Raw genomic sequence first — 19502 nt, forward strand, 5'->3', positions numbered from 1 at the left:
ACTCCTCCTATTTAAAACAATGTTCTGTTTTTATTTCCTTTAATTTTTCCTTTGTAACTAACTTCCTACCTTTATGTATTCCTGCAACCTTGCCTTTATGTCTTTTTTGAAATTTAAATATTTCTTCGTAATTTAAGGATTTTATCTGATGTTTCTGACCGTTTAAATCAGTAATTTCCATAAAATAAACTTTTATTTTTTGCATATTCTTTCCCATTTCTGTATTAATTCGATGTTTTTATTAATTTTCTTGAATAACTCCCTGTCCTCTTTCTCCAATTGCTCTCTTCTTAGGCTCATAGCCTTATTTTCCAATTTAGATTTTTTCACATCTTCTTCTGTTATTGTTTTCATCCGAATATCTCCTTTTTGATTTCTTCTTTAATCGTTTTACGTCTACTTTCCCAGTCAAATTTTAAGCTTCTACAGTTTTCGGTCACCCTATCAAATACATCATCACTTCCATTAATACTTAAATACTCTTTCATCTGTTCCATATCTAAAGTCGTTGATATTATCAAACATTTTTCTGCTTCATAAAGCTTGTTAAAAATATAAAACAGTTTCTCTTTTCCCCAACTTTCGCTCAGATATTCCTTTCCTAAATCATCTAAAATTATGAGATCCGCATTCAGTAAATCATTAATAATTCCATGTTCCGTTGTATTTTTGTCCTGAAAAGAACTTTTTATCTTGTTATTTATTTCCATCAAGCTTGTACGATAAACCCTGTATCTGATTGATAATTCATTAAAAATACACAGACTGTAAAATGTTTTTCCTGTTCCTCTTTTTCCATAGAGATATAATCCTATCCCATGTTTTAAAGCTTTTTCAAAATTTTCACAGTATTTTTCAAGCTTAGATTTTATTTCCAGTTCCTTTTCGCTCTTCACAACCGATTTTTCAAATGTACATTCTGAAATTTTTCTGGGTAATGTCGAAATATTTTTATAATAATTTATCAACTTTTTATTTCTTTCATTATCGAATATCCCAAAACTCACAGTTTCTACCATATTAGAAGTCTGCTTCGATATTGTAGTCGGGTTTTCTTGTTTGTTTTTTACCATTTCCGACATTGTTACTATTCCCATTCTTGCCTCCTCGTTTTTTATTTTCTATCCATTCAGGCTCTGCCGTCTTCCAGTTATATAAGTCCATGTATTCCAAAGCTTCTTTTAAAGCAACTTCATCACTAAAATTTTTTAACAACAATTTAATAGGACCCGTTGTTTTTACACTATCTTTTATTTTCCTCCTATATCGGACGAATTCAAACAGAAGATTTTTATATTCTTCAGTTTTATCTTGTGAATTTATAAAATCCTCAATTTCTTTTTTGGTATTTTTTTCTTTAGTATATTCAATATTTAGTATTATTCTTTCTTTAGTAGTATTCTTTCTTTTATATACATCGGGATTTTCCCGATTTGGGTTTTCCCGATTTGGGTTTTCCCGATTTGGGTTTTCCCGATTTGGGTTTTGACTTTCTTTTTTAGAAAAATCAATTACATCATTTTCTTCTATATCTTCAAAAACAAAATAATCTACCGTTCCGTCAGAATGCCGTATTCTGCTTATATATCCCGCTTCTATTAACTCTTTTATCCCCGAATACACAGAATCTAACCCGTCTTTTGAATTTTTTGCTATCTCTTTAGGATTATAATTCCAATCTTCAGGCTTTGATAACATATAAAGCATTATTCCTTTAGCTTTTAAAGATATGTTATCATCATTTATTAATTTGTTATGTATGGTTGTAAAATTTGTTTTTTTATTTACTGTTTTTTTAGCCACTTTTTTCACCTCTTGAATTACAGGAGCAATAATGTTATAATTGCCCTATAATAGTATTTTATTTGCACCTTCGGGTGCTTTTTTTGTATTATTTTTTCGTTTTCAACTGATAATTCTTTCATATTTTCACCTCCTATTTCTCCCTCCTTTCTTGATTTTCTTTAGCCTTAATGTACACTTATAAAAAGGAGTGGTCTCAATGGCTAAGAATAACGACGAAAAATTAAAAGAAATTATTGATCTATTGAAAACTATTTTGAAAAAATAATTTTATTAAAGCTCCTTAATAAATTTAGGAGCTTTTTTAACTTAATTTAAGTTAAATTATTGTTTAAAAAAATTTTTCATAGAAATATTCAATACTTTTGAAAATTTCACTAAAGTTTTAGTATTTATAGTATTTCCATTTTTTAATTTATTTAGAATGTACGATACATTCGAACTTTCAGTACCTAATTTTTTTGCAATTTCTTTTTTACTTAATCCAGATTTTACAATTTCATTTTCCAAATTGACATATATATTTCTATGAAATTCTTTTGTATCCATTTTTATCACCTCAATTTATTTTAACTTATTTTTTGTTAAAAATCAAGCGAAATTATAAAATGTTGTATAAAAAAATAAAGACCCCTAAGAGCCTTTATTAATCTATACCTAATTCTTGTTTTAATGCTTCCTGAAGCACATTTGAAAAATTTATATTACTTCTTTTAGCCATTTCATTTAACCAGCTCGGAATTGAAACATTCTTTCTTACTGTCTGGCTTTTGCATTCATTAACATATCTTTTCATATTTAAGTTTACTAAAGAAGTAAAACTCTCATTTTCCCTATAATATTCCTTTTCTTCTTCTTCCAAATTTATTTTTATATCTTCTATACTACTCGCTTTCGGCAATTCATTTCCATTCAAAAAATCATCATATAAATAAGTTCCAATATAATCCTGTGCCATTTCTATAGCTTCTTCAAGTGTTTCTCCTTGTGTAGCACCATTATTTAAATCGGGGAATATTACTACATAACCTCCTTCAACCGCTTTATGAAAAATTGCAGGATAAACTATAACCATTATATTACCTCCTATTTTTGAGAAGTAACAGGAGGACTATTTTTTTAGTCCTGCCTGTTTTAAAATAACTTGTTCCATACCCTTTTTCAATTCCTTTGAGTGATACGGAACTATCGTTATTTTACCAGTACTATGATTAATAAATTTCCTATGAGAACCTTTGCCACCTTGTATTTCAACAAAGCCATTCTTTTTTAGAAATTTAATCATTTCCTTTGACGTCATCGGCATAGTACCACCTCAATATTATTATACTTAATATTGTGTAATAAAGTCAAGTTTGTTTTTATAATTATTTCACAAAAAAGAAAAGAGCCATTAGGCTCTTAAAATTGAAATCCAAACAACGTACCTTTTCCATTATCTTCATCTGTTAATTTGGCAATTATATTTTCTTTATCAAGAAGTTTTTTTACTTCATTGTCATTAATTTCGTCTTCAATAGCAGTAGTAATATATTGTAAATCATATTCTACACAAAGTTCTTTTATCAATTCTATGAGAAGCTTTTTCTTCCGATTATCTCCGCCTTCTAACATACCATCTTGAAATAAAAATTTGTGATAATTAAATCGAGAATAATAACTAGCTATTGACAAGCAAAAACAAGCCATTAGAATACCCTTATATGTTCCGCCATCATCTTCAGATGTTCTGTTTTCAAGTTTATCTTCTAAATATAAATCAAATTCGGGGTTATTTTCTTTGTTCAAATTTATTATTATTCTTCCATTTCTTTCTGGAAAAATTTTTTTTGTTATCTTTTGAAATATTTTTTTTATATCATTATAAGTTTCATTATCTCTTGATACTTCTATTTTTAATTTACTAACAATAGTATTGTGTTTATTTTCTATTTCTGTTTTTTCAGTAATGTTTTCTAGTTTTTTTTCTAGTTCTTCTAATTCAATTTTTAATTTTTCCAATTTCTCTTTTTGAATTTCTAATTCAATTATTTCTTTGGCTTTCTTTTTATAAAACTCATTTTCATTTAAAATTTTTATATTTTTTTCTCTCTGTTTATTTAAAAATTCCAACTTTTGATTTACTTCATTGGATTCATTAGATAATTTTGATAATTTATTTTTTAAGGCTTTTTCTCTCTCTACAAAAATTATTTTATTAAATTCTATCAATTCTTTATAATTCTTTTTCAATTGTTCAGGAAAGTATAAATTAACTTCCTTAAATACATTTTCTAATTGATCCAAATCAATAGCGTTTATTTCTTCTTCCAATGCTGTGCTTATTTTTTCTATATCAATAGAAAGATTATATCTTTTTTGGTTATATTTAGAAATCTCACTGGAAATATTTTTAACAGTTTCTTCTGTTACATTTTTGTCAAAAGAATAATCATTATGAACATCTATATTTTTTTCAAGTTCTGAGATATTGTCTTCAAATTCAAGAATTTCAGTTCTCTTTTTATCTATCATTGTGGTAATATTTTTGGGGCTTTCCTTTTTTAGAACCTTTAACTTTTCCTCTAACTCTTTTTTCTCTTCAAAAATATGATTATCAAAGCCAAATAAATACAATAATTTATTTTTCCATTCAAAGTCTGAACCTTTATATGGATTTTTCATTTTTTTAGAAAAAGAATCTTTATCTTTAAGAAAAATCATCCTTAAATATGTTCTATAATCATATTTTTTTAAGACATTAAAATCTAAATAAACATTATTCAATAATTTTTTGGCTTTTTCATAAGGTAAGTCTACATGTTCCCACACAATTTTTTCTTCGTCTAGTTCTTTTAATTTTGATTCTAATAAAGCAAAAGATATCTTCGAGTTTTTTTCCACACTACGTTTAATTAAAAGATATTTTCCACTATCAAGTAATAGTTCCAAATAAAAAATATGTTCTTTAAATAAATTAAAATGTCTTTTAAAAATACTTTCTTCATTAATCCGCTTTAATAGTAAAAAATCAATTAAATTTACTAATGATGTTTTTCCTAAATTATGGCTGTCTTTTTTTTTGTTATTTTCATCATTTGTTTCTCTTGTTTTTTTTCCAACTATTATATTAAAATGTTCATTGAATTCTATTTCTTTAAATTCTTTTTTATTAGAAAAAATTTTAACTAATTTCATTTTTTAATCTCACCTCATCTTTTGAAAGAGAGTATTCTATTTTATCTAGCAAAAATAAAAAATTAAGAGCAGGAGGGAAATTATATTCTGTATCTTCTTTATATTTCTCGTAAAAAAAATTATACAAATCTGAATATTTTATTCTTTTATTTTTGTTTTTTAAAATTTGTTTTATAATTTCTCCTGATACAAATAACACAGATGTTTTTAAATCCATAAATTTATCTGGTCTTATCATAATATCCTCCTTTCTTTTTTATTTTATTCCATAATCACATTCTTGATACATATAATGTAAAAATATTATAATATATTTTTCAACTTCCATACTATCATTTTTTCCTATTCTTTGCAATAGTTCACCCTTAATTTTACTCATATGTTCTATTATATTATAATTTTTATCTTTTTGTTTTTTCGAAAAAAAATCTCTTGTTAAGTCCTTAGCTACAATTTCATAATTTTTTTTATACAGCAAATTTCTCTTATTTTTAAAAAATGCGTCAATCTCTGAGAAATATTCTATATCACCACCCAATATTACTTGATCATAATACTCTGGACTCATATTATTTTTTTTATGTTTTTCTGCTTGATTTCTTTTGAAATTTTGATACTTATCTTTATCTTCTTCAATAATTTCGTCCTTATTTTCTAAAAATAACTCTATTGTATTTTTAAATCTTTCTTCATTAAATTCAATTGTATTATACGGTTGATAATAATTATTGGTTTGATTTACTGTAATATCACTATTTTTATTCTTTGAAATATTTATTTCTTGCTGAATTTTATCTTTTTTCATTATTTTTTCCCTTTTCGTTATTTATTTGATTGATATTTACAATGCTATCTTTATTTTTTTTTACTTTATTTATTTGAGTAATATTGTTTTCATTATTTATTTCTGCTCCGCCAAAAATTCCTTTTAAAAAATTCCAAATATTTTCCAACATACTATACAACTCCTTTTATTTTATAATTCATCTATCTTCACTTTTACTTCCTTGATTAAATCCTCTATCTCATTATATTTATTGTTTTTCCTAATTTCCTATTCCTAAAATCACAAAAATGTTAGCGGAAATTTCTCAGAAATATTGTGATTTTGTAATTTGTTCTTCCTACTTCTCTTCAATATATTTATTCAATATCTCAACCAGTTTTTCTTCAAATTTGTATAATTCTTTTAAAGAATCCATCTGGGTTCTTTCTTCTACTACAGCACCACCATCACGTCTTTCATCTGTTGGAAAACTTATGACTATTTTTTCAACCCCTGTAAATATTCTACAAATCCATTTTCTTGTGTTATTTTGAAATAATATACTGAAATAACTTCTTGTATCTTTAAAAGTTATATTATCTAAGTCTGTATATTTTCCTAAAATTGATTTTATTATAAAATAACTTTCCATTTCTGTTTCAGTTGTAACTATTTTATCTTCAGGATTTTCTTCAATTTCTTCTGTCATTTCTTCTACTACTTCAATATTTTCCTTAGTGCTATTTTCTAATACTCTTTCAAACTTTCTTCTCGCATAATCATTAATAAATGTTTTAAAAGTATCTTTGAAAATAACTTTAAAACCTTCTATTTTACTTTGCATTAACCTTCCATCATAAACTTCTTTTGCAATTATTTTTATAAAATCGTCATCGGGATTTTCAAGTTGTCTACTCAAATAATTCTTCATTCCATTTGAATATTTAAGTATTTCAGCATTATTTAAAATTTGTTCCGGGTTATAATTACTTTTAGAAAATTTTCTTATTTCGGGTATTTTGTCTTCTGTCAAATCTAAAAAATTTACTGATAAAAATGGTTTATTATCCATTATATTTTTTTCTTCTAAATCCGTAAAAAATTTATATATTACTCCATTTGTTAGTATTCCTATTTTAGCCTTTGTAACATGGAAATATCTTTTAAGCTGAATATCATGATTGCTTAAATCGTCTGCCATAGGTTTCGTTTCAATTAAAATTTCAATTTCTCCATTTACTTTTAAAGCATAGTCTACTTTTTCACCTTTTTTCTCTCCTATATCTGCTACAAATTCAGCTATAACATCATCAGGATTAAACACATTATATCCCAATAAATTTAAAAATGGTGCTATCAAGTACATTTTCGTCTGCTCTTCCTTAAAATCTTCGTTCTGATACTTTCTAATAACCTTTACATGCTCTTCAATTTTGTCCTTAAATTCCATAAGCAATCACTCCTTTTATTTTAGATTATTTATTTTTTCTTTTGTTAATTCTATCAATTCTTTTACTTCTTCATACTTCCCATTCTTAAAAGTTAATAATTCTACTTCTTTGATTAAGGTATTTAAAACTTCCTTTTGTTCTTCATTATCCAATATATTTAACAAATTTGTTAATTCATCGCTACTCTTTTCTTCTATATCTTTTATCCCTAATATTTTTTTTCTGCTCTTTTCAATTTTTAACAATTTTTCTTTTAATTTGTCTTCTTCTAACAATAACAGTAGCTCTTCTTCTCTTTTTTTTAGATAAGGATAATTACTTACCAGTTTCATAATAAATTTTTTAGAAGCTGTTCTTTCACTATTTTTGATATAGGATATATAAGCATTACTTATATCCAGCTTTTGAGATAACTCTGAAACATTTATCTCTTTTCCATTTAAAAATTCATTTAAAAAAATTGCTATTTTATATTCCATTTTATTTCTCCCAATATATTTTACTATAATTTTACCATATTTTACGAAAAAAACTAAATTTTTTTACAAAAAGACTTGACTTTTAACTTTTTATAAGTTAAAATAAGTTAAGAAAATAGATATAACTTATTTTTTTAAATTTATGTTTAACTAAAATAAGTTAAATAAATAAGGAGCCTGATATGAACAAAAAAGAACTGGAAAGATTAACAGAAGAGATAATACTTGAAATGGTAAACAATGGAGAGCTACAGCTAAACGACGAATACGAGATTGAATACACTCAATCTTGGCTTAATAACTGGCTAATGGAGTGGATAAATGACGGATATACGACTGAAGAAGCAATGATTGTACTTGAAACTTTTGAAACATTTGAGTACGAAAAAGAAGCCGTTGTAAGCACAATAACGGGTATACACACTTATGATAACGGAAATCAAGAGTACATCACGGAAGATGAAATCGTTGATGTATTGGTAACTATGAAGAAGGTGGCTTAAAATGACAAAAAAAGAAAAGGAAGAATTACAAAAAATATGGGACAAAGTTACTTTTGTGGTAGAACCTAAAAAGTCTACCATAATAAGTAATAGGGAAACTGAAGAACGTAAAAAAAATAGAAAAAAAATATATAAGAAAGGGAGATAAAAATATGAAAACACTGAAAAGAAGAATTAAGAGGGAAGTATTTGAGTTAAGAAGTGATGATACTTCTGAACTCACAAGAAAGGTAAGAGGAATTGTAAATAAACATATAAAAGTCGGAGAAACAATAACTAACGACGGAAGAATAAGTGTTAAAACTCCTATAGGCACATTGTATTTCTTTATAGCTTACAGCAAAAATAAAATAGGAGAGAAAACTTACCGCATTAAGAGATATGCTGGTATGGATTTAAGCGGAAAATTTGTATAATCCAAAAGTTTTAATATATATAGGGGGAGCAATCCCCCGCATAGGAGTCACTAATGATGATATTTAAACTGTAAAAAGGCGATAAAATGATTATAGATTGGAGATAAAAAATGAACGATTATTTTAAAGATGAAATTTCTAAGTATATATTTTATTTGGTGGAGCTTAAAGGAAAATTACAACTTGATTTTTTAGGAGTAAATATTACTCATTACAGCAACAAAAAAGTTGCTGAAAGATGGTATAAGGAAATTGTAAAACTTATTCACCCTGATAAATGTAATCATCCAAAAGCAACTGAAGCAATGCAGGCATTGGAAAAGTTGTATAGCGGCATGAAATAAAAAATACTAATAATTGATAACCAGTAAGGATCTAAAAAATAAAAGAAATAAAGGAGTGATGAAAATGATAACAAAAAGATTTATATGGGAAAGTTTAGCCTTAGTAACATTCTTAGCTGCAATAAATATAATTCTTATATTTGTAATTAAAAAGCAAGACCCCCCTAAGGGGTACAAAATAAGGATAAAAGAGGTGATTTATTATGTAGATACTTATATAATGGACGGGGAATATTTAATATTCCAAGATGAATTTGGACGAGAAGTGGAAGTCCACAAAAACTTCGTCAGCATAGAGGAGATTAAGGAATAATGTTTAATAAATATTTAGAAAATCAAAAAAAAGAAATAGAATATTTAAAGATCATAGCTAAAAGATTAGAATCTATGAATAAAGAACTGAAAGAAGAAAATGATAGATGGAAAGGAAAAAGACAATGAATATATACGAAAAATTACAGAAAGCAAGGGTTGAATTGCAGGAAATGGGACTTAAAAAAAGCGGATATAATAAATTTGCTAATTTTGATTACTTCGAATTAAAAGATTTTTTGCCTAAAGTAAATGAAATATTTTTAAAACTAAAACTTTTTTCTAAATTTGATTTATTAGAAAATGAAGGGATTTTAACCATAATAAATTCAGAAAATACAGAAGAAAAAGAAACTTTCACAACTCCTAAAATAGTTGTAGAAATGAAAGGACAGAATGGATTACAGCAGATTGGTTCTACTCATACATATCTAAAAAGATATTGTTATTACAATGCTCTTGAGATAATCATAAATGACGAGACAGAAGCAACTATCGATAAGGATAAAAACAAAGAACAGACTAAAACACAAAAACAGAAAAATGAAAAAACTGAAAAAGAAAGAAAAGAAAACGCTATAAAAGCTATAATAGACAACATTTCTAATTTAACAGATACAGAACAGATTGAAGTGTTAAATGGAAAAGAATTAATTGATTTAGACAATATGAATTTAAATGAATTAAAAATAATATATAAAAAAATAGAAGAAAAAAAGAAAAGTGAATAAGGAGTGAATGAAAATGAATGAATTGATAATAAAATCAAAAGAAACTATAACAAGCTTAGAGCTTGTAGATTTGATAAATAGATTGAGAAAGGAAGAAGGAAATTATACAGAATTAAGTCATAATACTTTGTTAAGGAATATAAGGGAAGAAATAGGACTGAAATTTATAGTACAGTCCTCATACATAAATTCCCAAAATAAAAAACAACCTATGTATATATTGACTTTGAAACAAGCATTAAGGCTTTTAACTAAAGAAAGTAGATATGTAAGAGGAAAAGTATTTGAATATATTGAAAAGCTTGAAAAACAGAATGAACAATTAAAATTAATGTTACTGAACAGAAGTAACAGTGAATGGCTACTAACAAGGCAACAAGGAAAACTCACAAGAAGAAGCGAAACTGATAGGATAGCCGAACTTATACCGTATGCAAGGTCACAAGGAAGTAAAAATGCTGATAAATTATATATAGTCTATTCAAAATTGACAAATAAACTTGTCGGAATAGAAAGCGGTATGAGAGAAACAATAGATGTCGAAACTCTGCTATATATTAGAAAATTAGAAGATTTATTTTCTAAAATAATGATTGAAAGTATGAAAAATAAAATGTACTACAAAGACATCTATAAAGAATGTAAAAAGTTAGGTTCTCAATTATTAAAGTATCTTACATTAGATATTAAAGCTTTAAGGGCATAGGAGAAAAAATGAAACAAAAAGAAAAAGATAAAATAGATATTCTTTTCAATGATAAAGATAAAATTGAAAGAAATCTAAACAGAAAAAAAAATACAGGAATTACTTCACCTACCCAAATTATCATAAGAGTAGGAGAAAAACATGAAGATAGATATATATGTGATGATTTTACATTCAAAGATAAAAAATCAATAAATTTAATATTTGATTTACTAAATGCTTTATTATTGGGAGAAGAAAAAGAATTACAAAGAATAAAAGAAGAAATTGAAAAAATAAAAATAGAATTCTCTGAATAAAAATAGGGGGGTGATTGAAGAATGGAGTAAAAATGAGTTGGAAATGCAAAAATTGCGGGGGTTGTCTATTTTCACAACCCACTAAGGGAAATTTAAATTTAACAAAAATTGACAAGCAAGGAACAGTAATCGAATGTGAGGAAACTACATTATATTACGGTTATATTACTTGTGATAAGTGCAAAAAAAGAGGAATTAAAATACAAAATATAGCAGAATGGGAGAAAGAATAATGAAAACAGAAAAGGAAATAAAAGAAGAAATAAAACAGGTAGAGAAAGACCTGTTAAATTATTCAAAGTGTGGTTTGTATCTGATGGCTTATATAAAAGAAGTAGAGCTAAAAACTCTAAAATCTGTACTGGAGGAAGAAGATGAGAGAAATTAAATTTAAGATATGGGATAAACAGGGTAATAAGTTTTTAGAAAGTTATGATGACGGATATGTGAAAATAGAGTACGTCTTGAATACCAAAGGGGAATTATTTGAATGGATCGAAAGTTCTGAAGGTGGCGGAGATTTTATGAATGAACTGGAACAAAAAAATTTTATAATAACGCAGTACACAGGCGTTAAAGACAAAAGAGGGAAAGAAATTTATGAAGGGGATATTGTGATACTTAACGACTCCGAAGAAGAATACAAATGTGTTGTTAAATACAAATACGGCAGCTATATATTAGAAAATAGATATTTTACAGAACAGTTATCCAACTGCGAAGAAAGATTTTTAGAAGTAATCGGGAATATTTACGAAAATAGAGAATTACTGGAGGAGTAAAATATGAATGCAGATAAATTAAAAGGGAAAATAAAAGAAAAAAGGTTTAACTATAAGACCTTAGCTAACAAAATCGGAATAGGTGAAACATCTATGACGCAGAAACTTAACAAGAAACAGCCATTACTTTTAAGAGAAGTGAAAAGGTTGAGAAAAATCTTAAATTTAGATGATAAAGAAACAATTGAAATATTCTTCAACTAAGATAAAATAAAAAGACACTCTGGCAAAGTGTCTATAAAATTAATCTTTTAAATTATTTTATCATATTTTAAAAATAAAGGAAAGTGATAAAGTGACAATAAAAAATAAGAATGGTAGCGGAAGTATCATAAAAATTAAAAATAAAAAGTTAAGAAAACCTTATCTTGTAAGGGTAACTGTAGGATTTGATAAAAATGGAAAACAAGACAGAAAAAGTTTAGGTTATTATGAAACAAAAAAAGAAGCTATAAAAGTTCTGGAAGAATATTTATTTAATCCTTATGACATTGACGGCTCTAATGTAACATTTCAGGAATTATTCGAGTATTTTCTGAAAATGAAAAAAGGGAGTGTATCAGATAAAACTTACAATAGTTACTATTTTAAATTTAATCATTGTAAACCCCTGCATTATTTATTAATAAAAGATATAAGAACTCCTCAATTACAAGAGTTAGTTAATAAAATTAATTTATCGAGTGGAAGTAAAATTGAAATAAAAAGATTTTTAGTTATGGTATTTGAATATGCTGTTCAAATGGAGTATATCCCCTTAAATAGAGCTAAACCTATTAAAATAGGTACCCATAAACCTGTAAAACAAAAATCTATATTTACTATAGAAGAAATAAAAAGATTATGGGAAAATAGTGATTTATATAATTCTAAAATGGTATTATTTATGATATATACAGGTTTAAGAATAGGAGAAATGGCAAACCTTAAAAAAAGAAATGTAGATTTGATTAATGGAGTAATAAAAAATATGGGAAATAAAACTGAAAAATCCAAAAATAGAATTATTCCATTACACAACGACATACTAAAAATAACAAAAGAAATACTGGAGCAATCAAGCAACGATTATTTTATATGCATAAAACATAAAAGACCTACAGAAAAACACAAAAATACTCCTAATAGCGTACAAACAATAAGAGTACATTTTTTAAAATTAATGGAAAGTTTAGGGATGAGTCATGTCCCCCACGACACAAGAGGAACATTAGCGAGTATATTAGAAAAAAATAATATAAGTGAAACTATTATTACTGACTTAATGGGACATACCGATATAAAAACAACACAAGATTATTATATACAAAATGATATTGAAACTATAAAAAACAGTATAAATAAGATAAAAATATTTAACTAAGGCACTTTAAAAAAAGTGCTTTTTTGTTATTTATAAAAACCTGCTTTTTAAAAAAATACTTTTCAAAACATATGACTTCAAAATATTGAAGTTATTATCTTATAAAGTATTCTCAAAGTGTACCTACGGTATACCTACCCGACTTAAAAATATTGAAGTTTTATGTTATTTATTTGAATTTTCGGTAAAAATAAACCATTCTGACATCAACATAAAAATCCTCTAAACCCCTTAAAATCTATATACGCAAAAAAGCCGACGCTGTGGATACGCCGACTTATTTGCTTTTTGGAGAGAAAATCAACTCGTGAAAATTGATTTATTTTAGTTATATATAAATATAGCTAAAACCACATTTAATGTGTTTCCCGTCTTTTTATTAGACTTATTTTTATTTATAAAAATATCTTAATTATCTTGTATTTATAAGTATTTTAAATTTTTAAAATACTTATCTTCCCCATTTTCTGTCAAATCTTATCTTTAAACTTTAAGTACCTTTTTGTTTGCTTTAACGGATCATAACCCAATAAAATGCCTAATATAAAATCTTCTTCAGGAGTATATTTATTAAGAGCTTTGTTATTGAACATTTTTATTGTTTCCACACACTCTTTTTCTCCGAAAAATAAATTTATTTTATCACCATTTATTTCTTGTATGTGATAAGTAACATCGTTTTTTTCCAGTTTTCTTACCATATCATTAACAGCTTCAATAGGTGCTGTATGTAATACTAAATGTCTTAGTCCTTTTTCCAACTCGTATAAATGATGGGCAAAAAGTTCATAATTATACTTTATAAAACTTTTTTTAACTCCGTCGTCCATGCTTCTATCCTTTCATCAGTTAAATCCGATTGGTTTACTTCATCAATAGCTAAACCTAAAAATTTGGAATTTTTAACTGCTCTGGACTCACCAAAATCATATCCGTCTATATCAGTTTCTCCTACTAATGTCACTCCGGAATTTTGAATTTCTTCATGTATAATTGCTATTCCGTCTATGAATGTATCAGCAAAAGTCACTTGATCTCCCGTTCCGAAATATGCTACTTTCTTACCGTTTAAATCAAGACTGGATAATGAATCTAATGCCGTCTGCCAATCATCCTGTAAATCTCCGAATCCCCAAGTCGAAGTTCCTAAGATTAAAACATCATAATCTCCCAGTTTATCTTCATTACCTGAAATATTATATACTTCAACTCCATCGAGTTTTTCAGCTATTCTGTTAGCAATATCTTCTGTAACTCCTGTTGTTGAACCATAAAAAATACCAATTTTTGACATGTCTCTTTCCTCCCATTATATAAGTTTACACTCTTATATAAATATACCACATTTTATTTTGATTGTCAAACTTTTCGTGTGACAAATTTTATTTTTTTATATCTTTTTTATCTGTGCTTATTTTTTTATTTAATCTTTTTTATGCTCTTGTAAACTCTATATCCTCCATCTATTTTCTCTGTTTCACAATTTCCAAAAATTTGTTCCATTTTTTTTTGAGTACTTTTTGCACCATGTTTTGTTCTTATTACACAGTAAAATTCTCCGTTTAGATTTAAATGTTCATAAGCACCTTCATATATACTGAAAATTATTTCTTTTCCGGCTCTTATAGGAGGATTTGACAGAATTATATCAAAATTTCCTGATATATTATCAAAAACGGAAGATTTTATTATTTCATACCCTTTTATATTGTGATTTTTTAAATTTTCCTCACTTAACTTCAATGCCCGTTCATTTACATCTGATAATGTCATATGCAAAAATGGATAAAAAGACTTCAATATCACTGAAACCGTTCCATATCCACAACCTATATCCAAAACATTCATTTTTTCTTTTTTTTTAAATTTCTTATCCTTTATGAAAGTTTTTAGCATAAGATCAGTCCCTGAATCAACTTTTCCTTTGGAAAAAACCCCATTATCAGTGATAAATTCAAATGTTTTATTTTCTATCGTATACTTTATTTTTTTTCTTTCAGATTTTGTGTTCGGATTTTCTGAAAAATAATGTTCCATAACTATTCATATCCTTTCGATTTATATTTATTTAATATTATATATTTTATACAGTAAATTGTAAATATAAATTGACACTGAAATCTATTTTTGATAACATATAAGTGTATAAATAATAAAATTTAATATAATCTTAAGGAGAATAGAAAATATGAAAAAAATTATAGAAATTGAGGGAATACACTGCTTCAATTGTGCAGAAAAAATTGAAAATGCCTTATATGGACTACCTGAAGTGGAAGAAGTAAAAGTAGACTATAACGGCAAAAATGCTGAAGTTTTACTTTCTTCAAATATTGATGATGAACTTCTTTCAAATTTAATTCAGACAGCAGGTCATTTTTCAGTTAAAAACATAAAAGAAATATAATTTAAAAAACTGTAAATAAATGTAAAATCAAATACATTAAATTACAGTTTTTTATTTCAAATTAAACGTCAAGATTATGAATGAAAAAATTACTTGGAAATAAAATTTAGATACATCTCATGTTCATTTTCAATGCTCGTCAAATAATCATTCCATTAATAATTTAAAATTGTCAAGACCACCCTTCAAAAGTGTGGCTTGTTCTACGGCTATAAGCCGTCGGGTCTCCTACTTCGCCTAAAGACGACACCTGACCTTTGTTCAAGCTACTATTGTATTTGACTCGTTGCTACCCTTAAAAGGGTCTTCATATTCCTTTACACTTAATTTATCCATTGCTATATCATGTTTTTCCTGTTCTGATATATATTTTTTTATTGTCGCTTCATTTTAAGCCTACTGTACTCACATAATATCCTTCTGACCAGAAATACCTGTTTCCAAATTTATATTTTAAATTTGCATGCTTGTCAAACATCATCGTTGCACTTTTTCCCTTCAAATATCCCATAAAACTTGATACACTTATTTTCGGCGGTATGTTTACCAGCATATGTACGTGATCTTTCATCAGATGTCCTTCTATTATTTCAACTCCTTTGTATTCATATAATCTTCTTAGAATTTCTCCCACACTTTTTCTGTATTGACTATATATGATTTTTCGTCTATACTTAGGTGTAAATACTATATGATACTTACATATCCATTTAGTATGAGACAGGCTATTAGTTTTATTAGCTATATAAACACCTTCCTTTCATTAATAGCAGCTTGAACAACTCTATTATATCGGAAGGTGTATTTTGTTGCAAACTTAAGTTTCCGGACCCGCATAGCGGATGGTTTTATGTTTCGTATGCTTTGCGTACTCAACTAACTTAAGTCAATAATAAAGAAATATTTTTGTTTTCTCCGACAGTTGCTTCAATATCTCTCGGTACTGCCAAATCAAGAAAAAGTCTTTTTTTACCGTCATTTTCTATATTCCCCATTTTTTCCTTTAAAATTACAGGATGAGGTGCAGAGGTTGCACTTATTACAATGTCACTTTCTTTTATAATATCATATTTCTGACTAAATTCAGCAGTTTCAATATCAGTAAATATTTTCTGCAATTACACTGACTTTCTCAAGTTTCTATTTGTCATTGTAAGTTTACAGTTACTTATTTTATGTAAAATTGCCAAAATGGATTGACTTAAATCTCCTACTCCGATTACAAATATTTTTTTATTTTCAAGAGTATCACATTTCGTTTTTATAAACTTTACAGCTATAGAATCAAGGGATACATTTTTTTCATTTATTTTGCTTTTGCTTCGAAATTTTTTTCTGTTTGATATAATTATAGCTTCTGAGCTGTTTTTATAAGTATCTACTATATTTTCCGACGATAATTCTTACCACTGCTCCTGTTGCAGCAATAAATACACGCAAATTTTTTGTCAAGTAATTCAGGTATTCTTTCATTTATTTTAAACATATTTTTTCTATTTTCATTCTAAAGATTGAGCATCTCATATATCCTTCCTGAAACGTACATATGTGCATTTCTGTAAACTTTTTCCGTTATATTTAAAGTTACTCTGTAACCATTTTTACTTACACAATAAATTGTCGTTTTCATTTTTCTCCCTTAGTTTTTATCTATTTTTAATTTGTTTCTTTTTTTCCTTTAAGCATTTTCTCTTTATATTCTATACTCCTTCAATTTTTTATTAAAATATGAATTTAGCTGTCAGATGAAAAATCTCTCCGAACTTTCCTCCATTATTTTATAATTTTCCTTTTTAGAAAAGAAATTTTACCATTTTTCATTTATTTTTTTATTTTCCAAATATTTGTCCAATGTCATAACTTTAGCAAACATATTATTTAAAGATGACATATAGACTTCCTGTACTATTTCAGCAGATACGGTCTTTCCATTCCACTCTAAGTCCTTTGTGGTACATCCGTCCTCAATTAAAATTATATTATATCCTAAATCCTTTCCTGCTCTTACCGTCGTATCCACACACATATGAGTCATCATTCCACAAATAACCAGTTCATTTATGGAATCTTTCTGTAATTCCTGATGTAATTCCGTATGAAGAAAACTGTTAGGAAAATGTTTCACAATAATTTTTTCATTTTCTAACGGTTTAATTTTTTCGTGTATTTCCACACCTTGAGTATCAGGCAAGAAAAAAATCGCTCCTTCTCTTGTTGAAATATGCTTTATATAGTATACAGGAAGCTCGTTTTTCCTAAAATATCCCAATACTTTTTGGATTTTTTCAAGTGCTTCCTCGCTTTGAAATAACTCAAACTTTCCATTGGGAAAGTAATCATTTTGTACATCAATAATTATAAGTGCCTTTTTCATTTTATCAAATCCTTTCTGAAATTAGTTTTTAATAAAATGATATATTATAACTGACAATTTGTAAATTACTTACTTTTTTGTATACATGTATTTTTACTGTATTTTATACCTTTTTCATTTAAAATCTTTTCCATTCCGTTGTCAATCATATATTCTATGCCCACATTCTGCATAATTTTGACCGCATTTAATACTTTTTTTCCCCTTTCAGTTAAAAAATATTCAACTTTTAGAGGATATTTTTTATAAGAATGCTTATCTATAAGTCCGAATTCTTTTAATTCCTGTAATTGTTCCAATAACATTTTTTCAGAAATTCCATTTATAGAATGCAGTAATTGTGAAAATGAATTCTCTCCATTTCTTAGCTGAAAAATAATAATAGTTTTCCATTTTCCTCTTATAATGTCATGTATAATTTCCAACAGACATGTATAATTCTTTCTTAATTTCATTGATATTCTCCGAATTTAATATTTATATTAGACATTAAGTTCTACAATATTTGTATATTCAAATTTTAAGGTTCTATCTTTTTATATAGTACTTTTGTAGTAAATTCACAAAAACACCAAGGTGTGTCTGAAAACTGTCAAAATAAAAGATTTTAACGGATATTTTAAAAATTGTAAATAATAGAATACGAGTTTTATCATAATTCTGTTAATTTAAAAAATATAAAAAAGATTAAAATATTGTACATTGTAAATTTTTAGACATATCCAAATTAAAAGACCTTTTTCAATTTACAGTTTATTTAATTAATTTTTATTCTAAACCTTTTCTATACTCATAAGTAAACCTTTTATCATATAGTTTAGATTTCCCGTACTTATTTCCTAAAAAATCTCCGACTAAAATTTATGCAGTTTTAGTTATATTTTCTTTTTTTACTTTTTTTTCTATCGTTTCTAAAGTACCTATTACTATTTTCTGGTCAAACCATGTTGCTCTCTGAATTACCGCTACAGGAGTGGTCATAGGATAATGAACGGACAGAGACTTTACAACTTTGTCTATCATCTGTACCGACAGAAATATCGCCATAGAAGCTCTATGCTGTGTAAGACTTTCGAGACTTTCCTTTTCAGGTACGGGAGTTCCTCCTTCCATTCTTGTACAAATAACTGTCTGGGAAATATCAGGCAGCGTAAATTCTTTTTTTATTATTGCGGCAGAAGCCAAAAATGAGCTTACTCCGGGAATTACTTCATATTCTATTCCATGCTCATCAAGTATGTCCATTTATTCCCTATGCACTCCATAAATAGCAAAGTCTCCCGTATGTACTCTCGCAACTTTCTTTCCGGATTTTATTGCAGTAACAGTTACGTCGATCACTTCGTCTAAGGACATTCCCGCAGAATTATATATCTCGTCTTCTTCTTTATGACATTCTATAACTTCTTTCGGAACAAGAGAACCTGTATATATTATGACATCCGCTTCTTTTACTATTCTTTGTCCTTTTATTGTAATGAGTTCCGGATCTCCCGGTCCCGCTCCTGTAAAATACACTTTTCCCATTTTTTCCAAATCCTTTCTGTTATTTTCAGCTTCGTTTTTTATTGTTTTAATTATTTCAAGCA

At 26.8% G+C, this 19502-nt stretch carries 35 protein-coding genes and 2 pseudogenes; 15 read left to right on the forward strand and 22 right to left on the reverse strand.

Annotated features, from left to right (window positions below; genetic code table 11):
* Nucleotides 1-7: 7 nt before the first annotated feature.
* From EII29_RS07645 to EII29_RS07695, 13 genes are all read right to left on the reverse strand, one after another.
* Nucleotides 8-205, reverse strand: a complete 198-nt coding sequence (locus tag EII29_RS07645; RefSeq protein WP_125236945.1) for a hypothetical protein — start codon at nucleotides 203-205, stop codon at nucleotides 8-10.
* The gene (locus EII29_RS12075; protein WP_158612488.1) at nucleotides 193-354 is read right to left on the reverse strand and encodes a hypothetical protein; all 162 of its coding nucleotides are present in this window, start codon (nucleotides 352-354) and stop codon (nucleotides 193-195) included. Before EII29_RS12075 ends, EII29_RS07645 begins: the two co-directional genes overlap by 13 nt.
* Complete coding sequence (locus EII29_RS07650) at nucleotides 351-1097, reverse strand: ATP-binding protein (protein ID WP_125236946.1); 747 nt, start codon at nucleotides 1095-1097, stop codon at nucleotides 351-353. The genes EII29_RS12075 and EII29_RS07650 overlap by 4 nt, the downstream gene beginning before the upstream one ends.
* On the reverse strand, nucleotides 1021-1803 hold the full coding sequence (locus tag EII29_RS07655) for a helix-turn-helix domain-containing protein (RefSeq protein ID WP_125236947.1): 783 nt from the start codon (nucleotides 1801-1803) through the stop codon (nucleotides 1021-1023). Before EII29_RS07655 ends, EII29_RS07650 begins: the two co-directional genes overlap by 77 nt.
* 324 nt (nucleotides 1804-2127) lie before the next feature.
* Nucleotides 2128-2352: a helix-turn-helix transcriptional regulator gene (locus EII29_RS07660; RefSeq protein WP_125236948.1), complete on the reverse strand. Its 225-nt coding sequence runs from the start codon at nucleotides 2350-2352 to the stop codon at nucleotides 2128-2130.
* Nucleotides 2353-2449: 97 nt separating this feature from the next.
* Entirely contained in the window at nucleotides 2450-2878 is a 429-nt protein-coding gene (locus tag EII29_RS07665; RefSeq protein WP_125236949.1) for a type II toxin-antitoxin system HicB family antitoxin, read from the reverse strand.
* 36 nt (nucleotides 2879-2914) lie between these two features.
* The gene (locus EII29_RS07670) at nucleotides 2915-3109 is read right to left on the reverse strand and encodes a type II toxin-antitoxin system HicA family toxin (RefSeq protein ID WP_125236950.1); all 195 of its coding nucleotides are present in this window, start codon (nucleotides 3107-3109) and stop codon (nucleotides 2915-2917) included.
* A 95-nt stretch (nucleotides 3110-3204) separates the two neighbouring features.
* Nucleotides 3205-4980: a DUF2326 domain-containing protein gene (locus EII29_RS07675; protein WP_125236951.1), complete on the reverse strand. Its 1776-nt coding sequence runs from the start codon at nucleotides 4978-4980 to the stop codon at nucleotides 3205-3207.
* Entirely contained in the window at nucleotides 4967-5218 is a 252-nt protein-coding gene (locus EII29_RS07680; protein WP_125236952.1) for an ABC-three component system middle component 8, read from the reverse strand. The genes EII29_RS07675 and EII29_RS07680 overlap by 14 nt, the downstream gene beginning before the upstream one ends.
* An 18-nt stretch (nucleotides 5219-5236) precedes the next feature.
* Complete coding sequence (locus EII29_RS07685; RefSeq protein WP_125236953.1) at nucleotides 5237-5785, reverse strand: hypothetical protein; 549 nt, start codon at nucleotides 5783-5785, stop codon at nucleotides 5237-5239.
* Entirely contained in the window at nucleotides 5772-5936 is a 165-nt protein-coding gene (locus EII29_RS12080; protein WP_158612489.1) for a hypothetical protein, read from the reverse strand. Before EII29_RS12080 ends, EII29_RS07685 begins: the two co-directional genes overlap by 14 nt.
* Nucleotides 5937-6104: 168 nt before the next feature.
* Nucleotides 6105-7196, reverse strand: a complete 1092-nt coding sequence (locus EII29_RS07690; protein ID WP_125236954.1) for a type I restriction endonuclease — start codon at nucleotides 7194-7196, stop codon at nucleotides 6105-6107.
* A gap of 15 nt (nucleotides 7197-7211) precedes the next feature.
* Entirely contained in the window at nucleotides 7212-7676 is a 465-nt protein-coding gene (locus EII29_RS07695) for a hypothetical protein (protein WP_125236955.1), read from the reverse strand.
* Nucleotides 7677-7858: 182 nt separating this feature from the next.
* On the opposite strand from EII29_RS07695, the gene EII29_RS07700 reads away from it, so the two are divergent.
* The 14 genes from EII29_RS07700 to EII29_RS07755 all read left to right on the forward strand — a co-directional run bounded on the left by EII29_RS07700 (nucleotide 7859) and on the right by EII29_RS07755 (nucleotide 13132).
* Nucleotides 7859-8179, forward strand: coding sequence for a hypothetical protein (locus EII29_RS07700; protein WP_125236956.1), 321 nt, complete (start codon nucleotides 7859-7861; stop codon nucleotides 8177-8179).
* A gap of 1 nt (nucleotide 8180) precedes the next feature.
* On the forward strand, nucleotides 8181-8327 hold the full coding sequence (locus EII29_RS12085) for a hypothetical protein (RefSeq protein ID WP_158612490.1): 147 nt from the start codon (nucleotides 8181-8183) through the stop codon (nucleotides 8325-8327).
* Between the two features lie 4 nt (nucleotides 8328-8331).
* Nucleotides 8332-8595 (forward strand): hypothetical protein, encoded by a 264-nt coding sequence (locus EII29_RS07705; protein WP_125236957.1) that lies wholly within the window; start codon nucleotides 8332-8334, stop codon nucleotides 8593-8595.
* A gap of 110 nt (nucleotides 8596-8705) precedes the next feature.
* Nucleotides 8706-8939, forward strand: coding sequence for a hypothetical protein (locus tag EII29_RS07710; RefSeq protein WP_125236958.1), 234 nt, complete (start codon nucleotides 8706-8708; stop codon nucleotides 8937-8939).
* 64 nt (nucleotides 8940-9003) lie between these two features.
* A complete protein-coding gene (locus EII29_RS07715; protein WP_125236959.1) occupies nucleotides 9004-9252 on the forward strand; it encodes a hypothetical protein in 249 nt (82 codons plus the stop codon).
* Nucleotides 9252-9380 (forward strand): enterotoxin type A, encoded by a 129-nt coding sequence (locus EII29_RS07720; RefSeq protein ID WP_125236960.1) that lies wholly within the window; start codon nucleotides 9252-9254, stop codon nucleotides 9378-9380. Before EII29_RS07715 ends, EII29_RS07720 begins: the two co-directional genes overlap by 1 nt.
* On the forward strand, nucleotides 9377-9982 hold the full coding sequence (locus tag EII29_RS07725; protein ID WP_158612491.1) for an ERF family protein: 606 nt from the start codon (nucleotides 9377-9379) through the stop codon (nucleotides 9980-9982). Before EII29_RS07720 ends, EII29_RS07725 begins: the two co-directional genes overlap by 4 nt.
* A gap of 13 nt (nucleotides 9983-9995) precedes the next feature.
* Complete coding sequence (locus EII29_RS07730; protein ID WP_125236962.1) at nucleotides 9996-10688, forward strand: transcriptional regulator; 693 nt, start codon at nucleotides 9996-9998, stop codon at nucleotides 10686-10688.
* Between the two features lie 8 nt (nucleotides 10689-10696).
* Nucleotides 10697-10987 (forward strand): hypothetical protein, encoded by a 291-nt coding sequence (locus EII29_RS07735; RefSeq protein WP_125236963.1) that lies wholly within the window; start codon nucleotides 10697-10699, stop codon nucleotides 10985-10987.
* A 14-nt stretch (nucleotides 10988-11001) separates the two neighbouring features.
* Nucleotides 11002-11220 (forward strand): hypothetical protein, encoded by a 219-nt coding sequence (locus EII29_RS07740; RefSeq protein ID WP_125236964.1) that lies wholly within the window; start codon nucleotides 11002-11004, stop codon nucleotides 11218-11220.
* On the forward strand, nucleotides 11220-11375 hold the full coding sequence (locus tag EII29_RS12090; protein ID WP_158612492.1) for a hypothetical protein: 156 nt from the start codon (nucleotides 11220-11222) through the stop codon (nucleotides 11373-11375). The genes EII29_RS07740 and EII29_RS12090 overlap by 1 nt, the downstream gene beginning before the upstream one ends.
* Nucleotides 11362-11769, forward strand: a complete 408-nt coding sequence (locus tag EII29_RS07745) for a YopX family protein (protein ID WP_125236965.1) — start codon at nucleotides 11362-11364, stop codon at nucleotides 11767-11769. Before EII29_RS12090 ends, EII29_RS07745 begins: the two co-directional genes overlap by 14 nt.
* 3 nt (nucleotides 11770-11772) lie before the next feature.
* Complete coding sequence (locus EII29_RS07750; RefSeq protein ID WP_125236966.1) at nucleotides 11773-11973, forward strand: DUF739 domain-containing protein; 201 nt, start codon at nucleotides 11773-11775, stop codon at nucleotides 11971-11973.
* Nucleotides 11974-12064: 91 nt separating this feature from the next.
* Nucleotides 12065-13132: a site-specific integrase gene (locus EII29_RS07755; RefSeq protein ID WP_125236967.1), complete on the forward strand. Its 1068-nt coding sequence runs from the start codon at nucleotides 12065-12067 to the stop codon at nucleotides 13130-13132.
* A gap of 470 nt (nucleotides 13133-13602) precedes the next feature.
* Here EII29_RS07755 and EII29_RS07760 read toward each other — a convergent pair whose 3' ends face one another.
* From EII29_RS07760 to EII29_RS07770, 3 genes are all read right to left on the reverse strand, one after another.
* Nucleotides 13603-13962 carry a DUF2023 family protein gene (locus tag EII29_RS07760; protein ID WP_125236968.1) on the reverse strand — a complete coding sequence of 120 codons (360 nt, stop codon included), beginning with the start codon at nucleotides 13960-13962 and terminating at the stop codon, nucleotides 13603-13605.
* A complete protein-coding gene (locus tag EII29_RS07765; RefSeq protein WP_125236969.1) occupies nucleotides 13932-14426 on the reverse strand; it encodes a flavodoxin in 495 nt (164 codons plus the stop codon). Before EII29_RS07765 ends, EII29_RS07760 begins: the two co-directional genes overlap by 31 nt.
* A 125-nt stretch (nucleotides 14427-14551) precedes the next feature.
* Complete coding sequence (locus EII29_RS07770) at nucleotides 14552-15169, reverse strand: class I SAM-dependent methyltransferase (protein WP_125236970.1); 618 nt, start codon at nucleotides 15167-15169, stop codon at nucleotides 14552-14554.
* A 151-nt stretch (nucleotides 15170-15320) separates the two neighbouring features.
* On the opposite strand from EII29_RS07770, the gene EII29_RS07775 reads away from it, so the two are divergent.
* Nucleotides 15321-15539 carry a heavy-metal-associated domain-containing protein gene (locus tag EII29_RS07775; RefSeq protein ID WP_125236971.1) on the forward strand — a complete coding sequence of 73 codons (219 nt, stop codon included), beginning with the start codon at nucleotides 15321-15323 and terminating at the stop codon, nucleotides 15537-15539.
* Between the two features lie 261 nt (nucleotides 15540-15800).
* Here EII29_RS07775 and tnpA read toward each other — a convergent pair.
* The 6 genes and pseudogenes from tnpA to cobM all read right to left on the reverse strand — a co-directional run bounded on the left by tnpA (nucleotide 15801) and on the right by cobM (nucleotide 19440).
* Nucleotides 15801-16284 (reverse strand): annotated as a pseudogene (gene tnpA, locus EII29_RS07780) (IS200/IS605 family transposase).
* Between the two features lie 136 nt (nucleotides 16285-16420).
* Nucleotides 16421-16657, reverse strand: a complete 237-nt coding sequence (locus tag EII29_RS12845; protein WP_233573285.1) for a hypothetical protein — start codon at nucleotides 16655-16657, stop codon at nucleotides 16421-16423.
* 386 nt (nucleotides 16658-17043) lie between these two features.
* Nucleotides 17044-17169 (reverse strand): hypothetical protein, encoded by a 126-nt coding sequence (locus tag EII29_RS13060; RefSeq protein WP_255411025.1) that lies wholly within the window; start codon nucleotides 17167-17169, stop codon nucleotides 17044-17046.
* 177 nt (nucleotides 17170-17346) lie between these two features.
* Entirely contained in the window at nucleotides 17347-17913 is a 567-nt protein-coding gene (locus EII29_RS07790) for a cysteine hydrolase family protein (protein WP_125236972.1), read from the reverse strand.
* A gap of 65 nt (nucleotides 17914-17978) precedes the next feature.
* Nucleotides 17979-18368, reverse strand: a complete 390-nt coding sequence (locus tag EII29_RS07795; RefSeq protein ID WP_125236973.1) for a helix-turn-helix domain-containing protein — start codon at nucleotides 18366-18368, stop codon at nucleotides 17979-17981.
* Nucleotides 18369-18681: 313 nt separating this feature from the next.
* Nucleotides 18682-19440, reverse strand: a pseudogene (gene cobM / locus EII29_RS07800) (precorrin-4 C(11)-methyltransferase).
* Between the last annotated feature and the right edge of the window lie 62 nt (nucleotides 19441-19502).

It is taken from the genome of Leptotrichia sp. OH3620_COT-345 (assembly GCF_003932895.1).
Lineage (GTDB): Bacteria > Fusobacteriota > Fusobacteriia > Fusobacteriales > Leptotrichiaceae > Pseudoleptotrichia.

What these genes read in the sequence shown, in the direction of transcription:
- EII29_RS07705 (WP_125236957.1), top strand. Translation starts at nt 8,332, where the DNA reads ATGAAAACACTGAAAAGAAGAATTAAGAGGGAAGTATTTGAGTTAAGA.
- EII29_RS12080 (WP_158612489.1), bottom strand. Translation starts at nt 5,936, where the DNA reads ATGTTGGAAAATATTTGGAATTTTTTAAAAGGAATTTTTGGCGGAGCA.
- EII29_RS12090 (WP_158612492.1), top strand. Translation starts at nt 11,220, where the DNA reads ATGAAAACAGAAAAGGAAATAAAAGAAGAAATAAAACAGGTAGAGAAA.
- EII29_RS07675 (WP_125236951.1), bottom strand. Translation starts at nt 4,980, where the DNA reads ATGAAATTAGTTAAAATTTTTTCTAATAAAAAAGAATTTAAAGAAATA.
- EII29_RS07765 (WP_125236969.1), bottom strand. Translation starts at nt 14,426, where the DNA reads ATGTCAAAAATTGGTATTTTTTATGGTTCAACAACAGGAGTTACAGAA.
- EII29_RS07680 (WP_125236952.1), bottom strand. Translation starts at nt 5,218, where the DNA reads ATGATAAGACCAGATAAATTTATGGATTTAAAAACATCTGTGTTATTT.
- EII29_RS07720 (WP_125236960.1), top strand. Translation starts at nt 9,252, where the DNA reads ATGTTTAATAAATATTTAGAAAATCAAAAAAAAGAAATAGAATATTTA.
- EII29_RS07760 (WP_125236968.1), bottom strand. Translation starts at nt 13,962, where the DNA reads ATGGACGACGGAGTTAAAAAAAGTTTTATAAAGTATAATTATGAACTT.
- EII29_RS07695 (WP_125236955.1), bottom strand. Translation starts at nt 7,676, where the DNA reads ATGGAATATAAAATAGCAATTTTTTTAAATGAATTTTTAAATGGAAAA.
- EII29_RS07795 (WP_125236973.1), bottom strand. Translation starts at nt 18,368, where the DNA reads ATGAAATTAAGAAAGAATTATACATGTCTGTTGGAAATTATACATGAC.
- EII29_RS07710 (WP_125236958.1), top strand. Translation starts at nt 8,706, where the DNA reads ATGAACGATTATTTTAAAGATGAAATTTCTAAGTATATATTTTATTTG.
- EII29_RS07665 (WP_125236949.1), bottom strand. Translation starts at nt 2,878, where the DNA reads ATGGTTATAGTTTATCCTGCAATTTTTCATAAAGCGGTTGAAGGAGGT.
- EII29_RS07790 (WP_125236972.1), bottom strand. Translation starts at nt 17,913, where the DNA reads ATGAAAAAGGCACTTATAATTATTGATGTACAAAATGATTACTTTCCC.
- EII29_RS07770 (WP_125236970.1), bottom strand. Translation starts at nt 15,169, where the DNA reads ATGGAACATTATTTTTCAGAAAATCCGAACACAAAATCTGAAAGAAAA.
- EII29_RS07730 (WP_125236962.1), top strand. Translation starts at nt 9,996, where the DNA reads ATGAATGAATTGATAATAAAATCAAAAGAAACTATAACAAGCTTAGAG.
- EII29_RS12075 (WP_158612488.1), bottom strand. Translation starts at nt 354, where the DNA reads ATGAAAACAATAACAGAAGAAGATGTGAAAAAATCTAAATTGGAAAAT.
- EII29_RS07660 (WP_125236948.1), bottom strand. Translation starts at nt 2,352, where the DNA reads ATGGATACAAAAGAATTTCATAGAAATATATATGTCAATTTGGAAAAT.
- EII29_RS07670 (WP_125236950.1), bottom strand. Translation starts at nt 3,109, where the DNA reads ATGCCGATGACGTCAAAGGAAATGATTAAATTTCTAAAAAAGAATGGC.
- EII29_RS07650 (WP_125236946.1), bottom strand. Translation starts at nt 1,097, where the DNA reads ATGGGAATAGTAACAATGTCGGAAATGGTAAAAAACAAACAAGAAAAC.
- EII29_RS07685 (WP_125236953.1), bottom strand. Translation starts at nt 5,785, where the DNA reads ATGAAAAAAGATAAAATTCAGCAAGAAATAAATATTTCAAAGAATAAA.
- EII29_RS07645 (WP_125236945.1), bottom strand. Translation starts at nt 205, where the DNA reads ATGCAAAAAATAAAAGTTTATTTTATGGAAATTACTGATTTAAACGGT.
- EII29_RS07700 (WP_125236956.1), top strand. Translation starts at nt 7,859, where the DNA reads ATGAACAAAAAAGAACTGGAAAGATTAACAGAAGAGATAATACTTGAA.
- EII29_RS07715 (WP_125236959.1), top strand. Translation starts at nt 9,004, where the DNA reads ATGATAACAAAAAGATTTATATGGGAAAGTTTAGCCTTAGTAACATTC.
- EII29_RS07775 (WP_125236971.1), top strand. Translation starts at nt 15,321, where the DNA reads ATGAAAAAAATTATAGAAATTGAGGGAATACACTGCTTCAATTGTGCA.
- EII29_RS07745 (WP_125236965.1), top strand. Translation starts at nt 11,362, where the DNA reads ATGAGAGAAATTAAATTTAAGATATGGGATAAACAGGGTAATAAGTTT.
- EII29_RS07725 (WP_158612491.1), top strand. Translation starts at nt 9,377, where the DNA reads ATGAATATATACGAAAAATTACAGAAAGCAAGGGTTGAATTGCAGGAA.
- EII29_RS07690 (WP_125236954.1), bottom strand. Translation starts at nt 7,196, where the DNA reads ATGGAATTTAAGGACAAAATTGAAGAGCATGTAAAGGTTATTAGAAAG.
- EII29_RS07735 (WP_125236963.1), top strand. Translation starts at nt 10,697, where the DNA reads ATGAAACAAAAAGAAAAAGATAAAATAGATATTCTTTTCAATGATAAA.
- EII29_RS12085 (WP_158612490.1), top strand. Translation starts at nt 8,181, where the DNA reads ATGACAAAAAAAGAAAAGGAAGAATTACAAAAAATATGGGACAAAGTT.
- EII29_RS13060 (WP_255411025.1), bottom strand. Translation starts at nt 17,169, where the DNA reads ATGAAAACGACAATTTATTGTGTAAGTAAAAATGGTTACAGAGTAACT.
- EII29_RS07750 (WP_125236966.1), top strand. Translation starts at nt 11,773, where the DNA reads ATGAATGCAGATAAATTAAAAGGGAAAATAAAAGAAAAAAGGTTTAAC.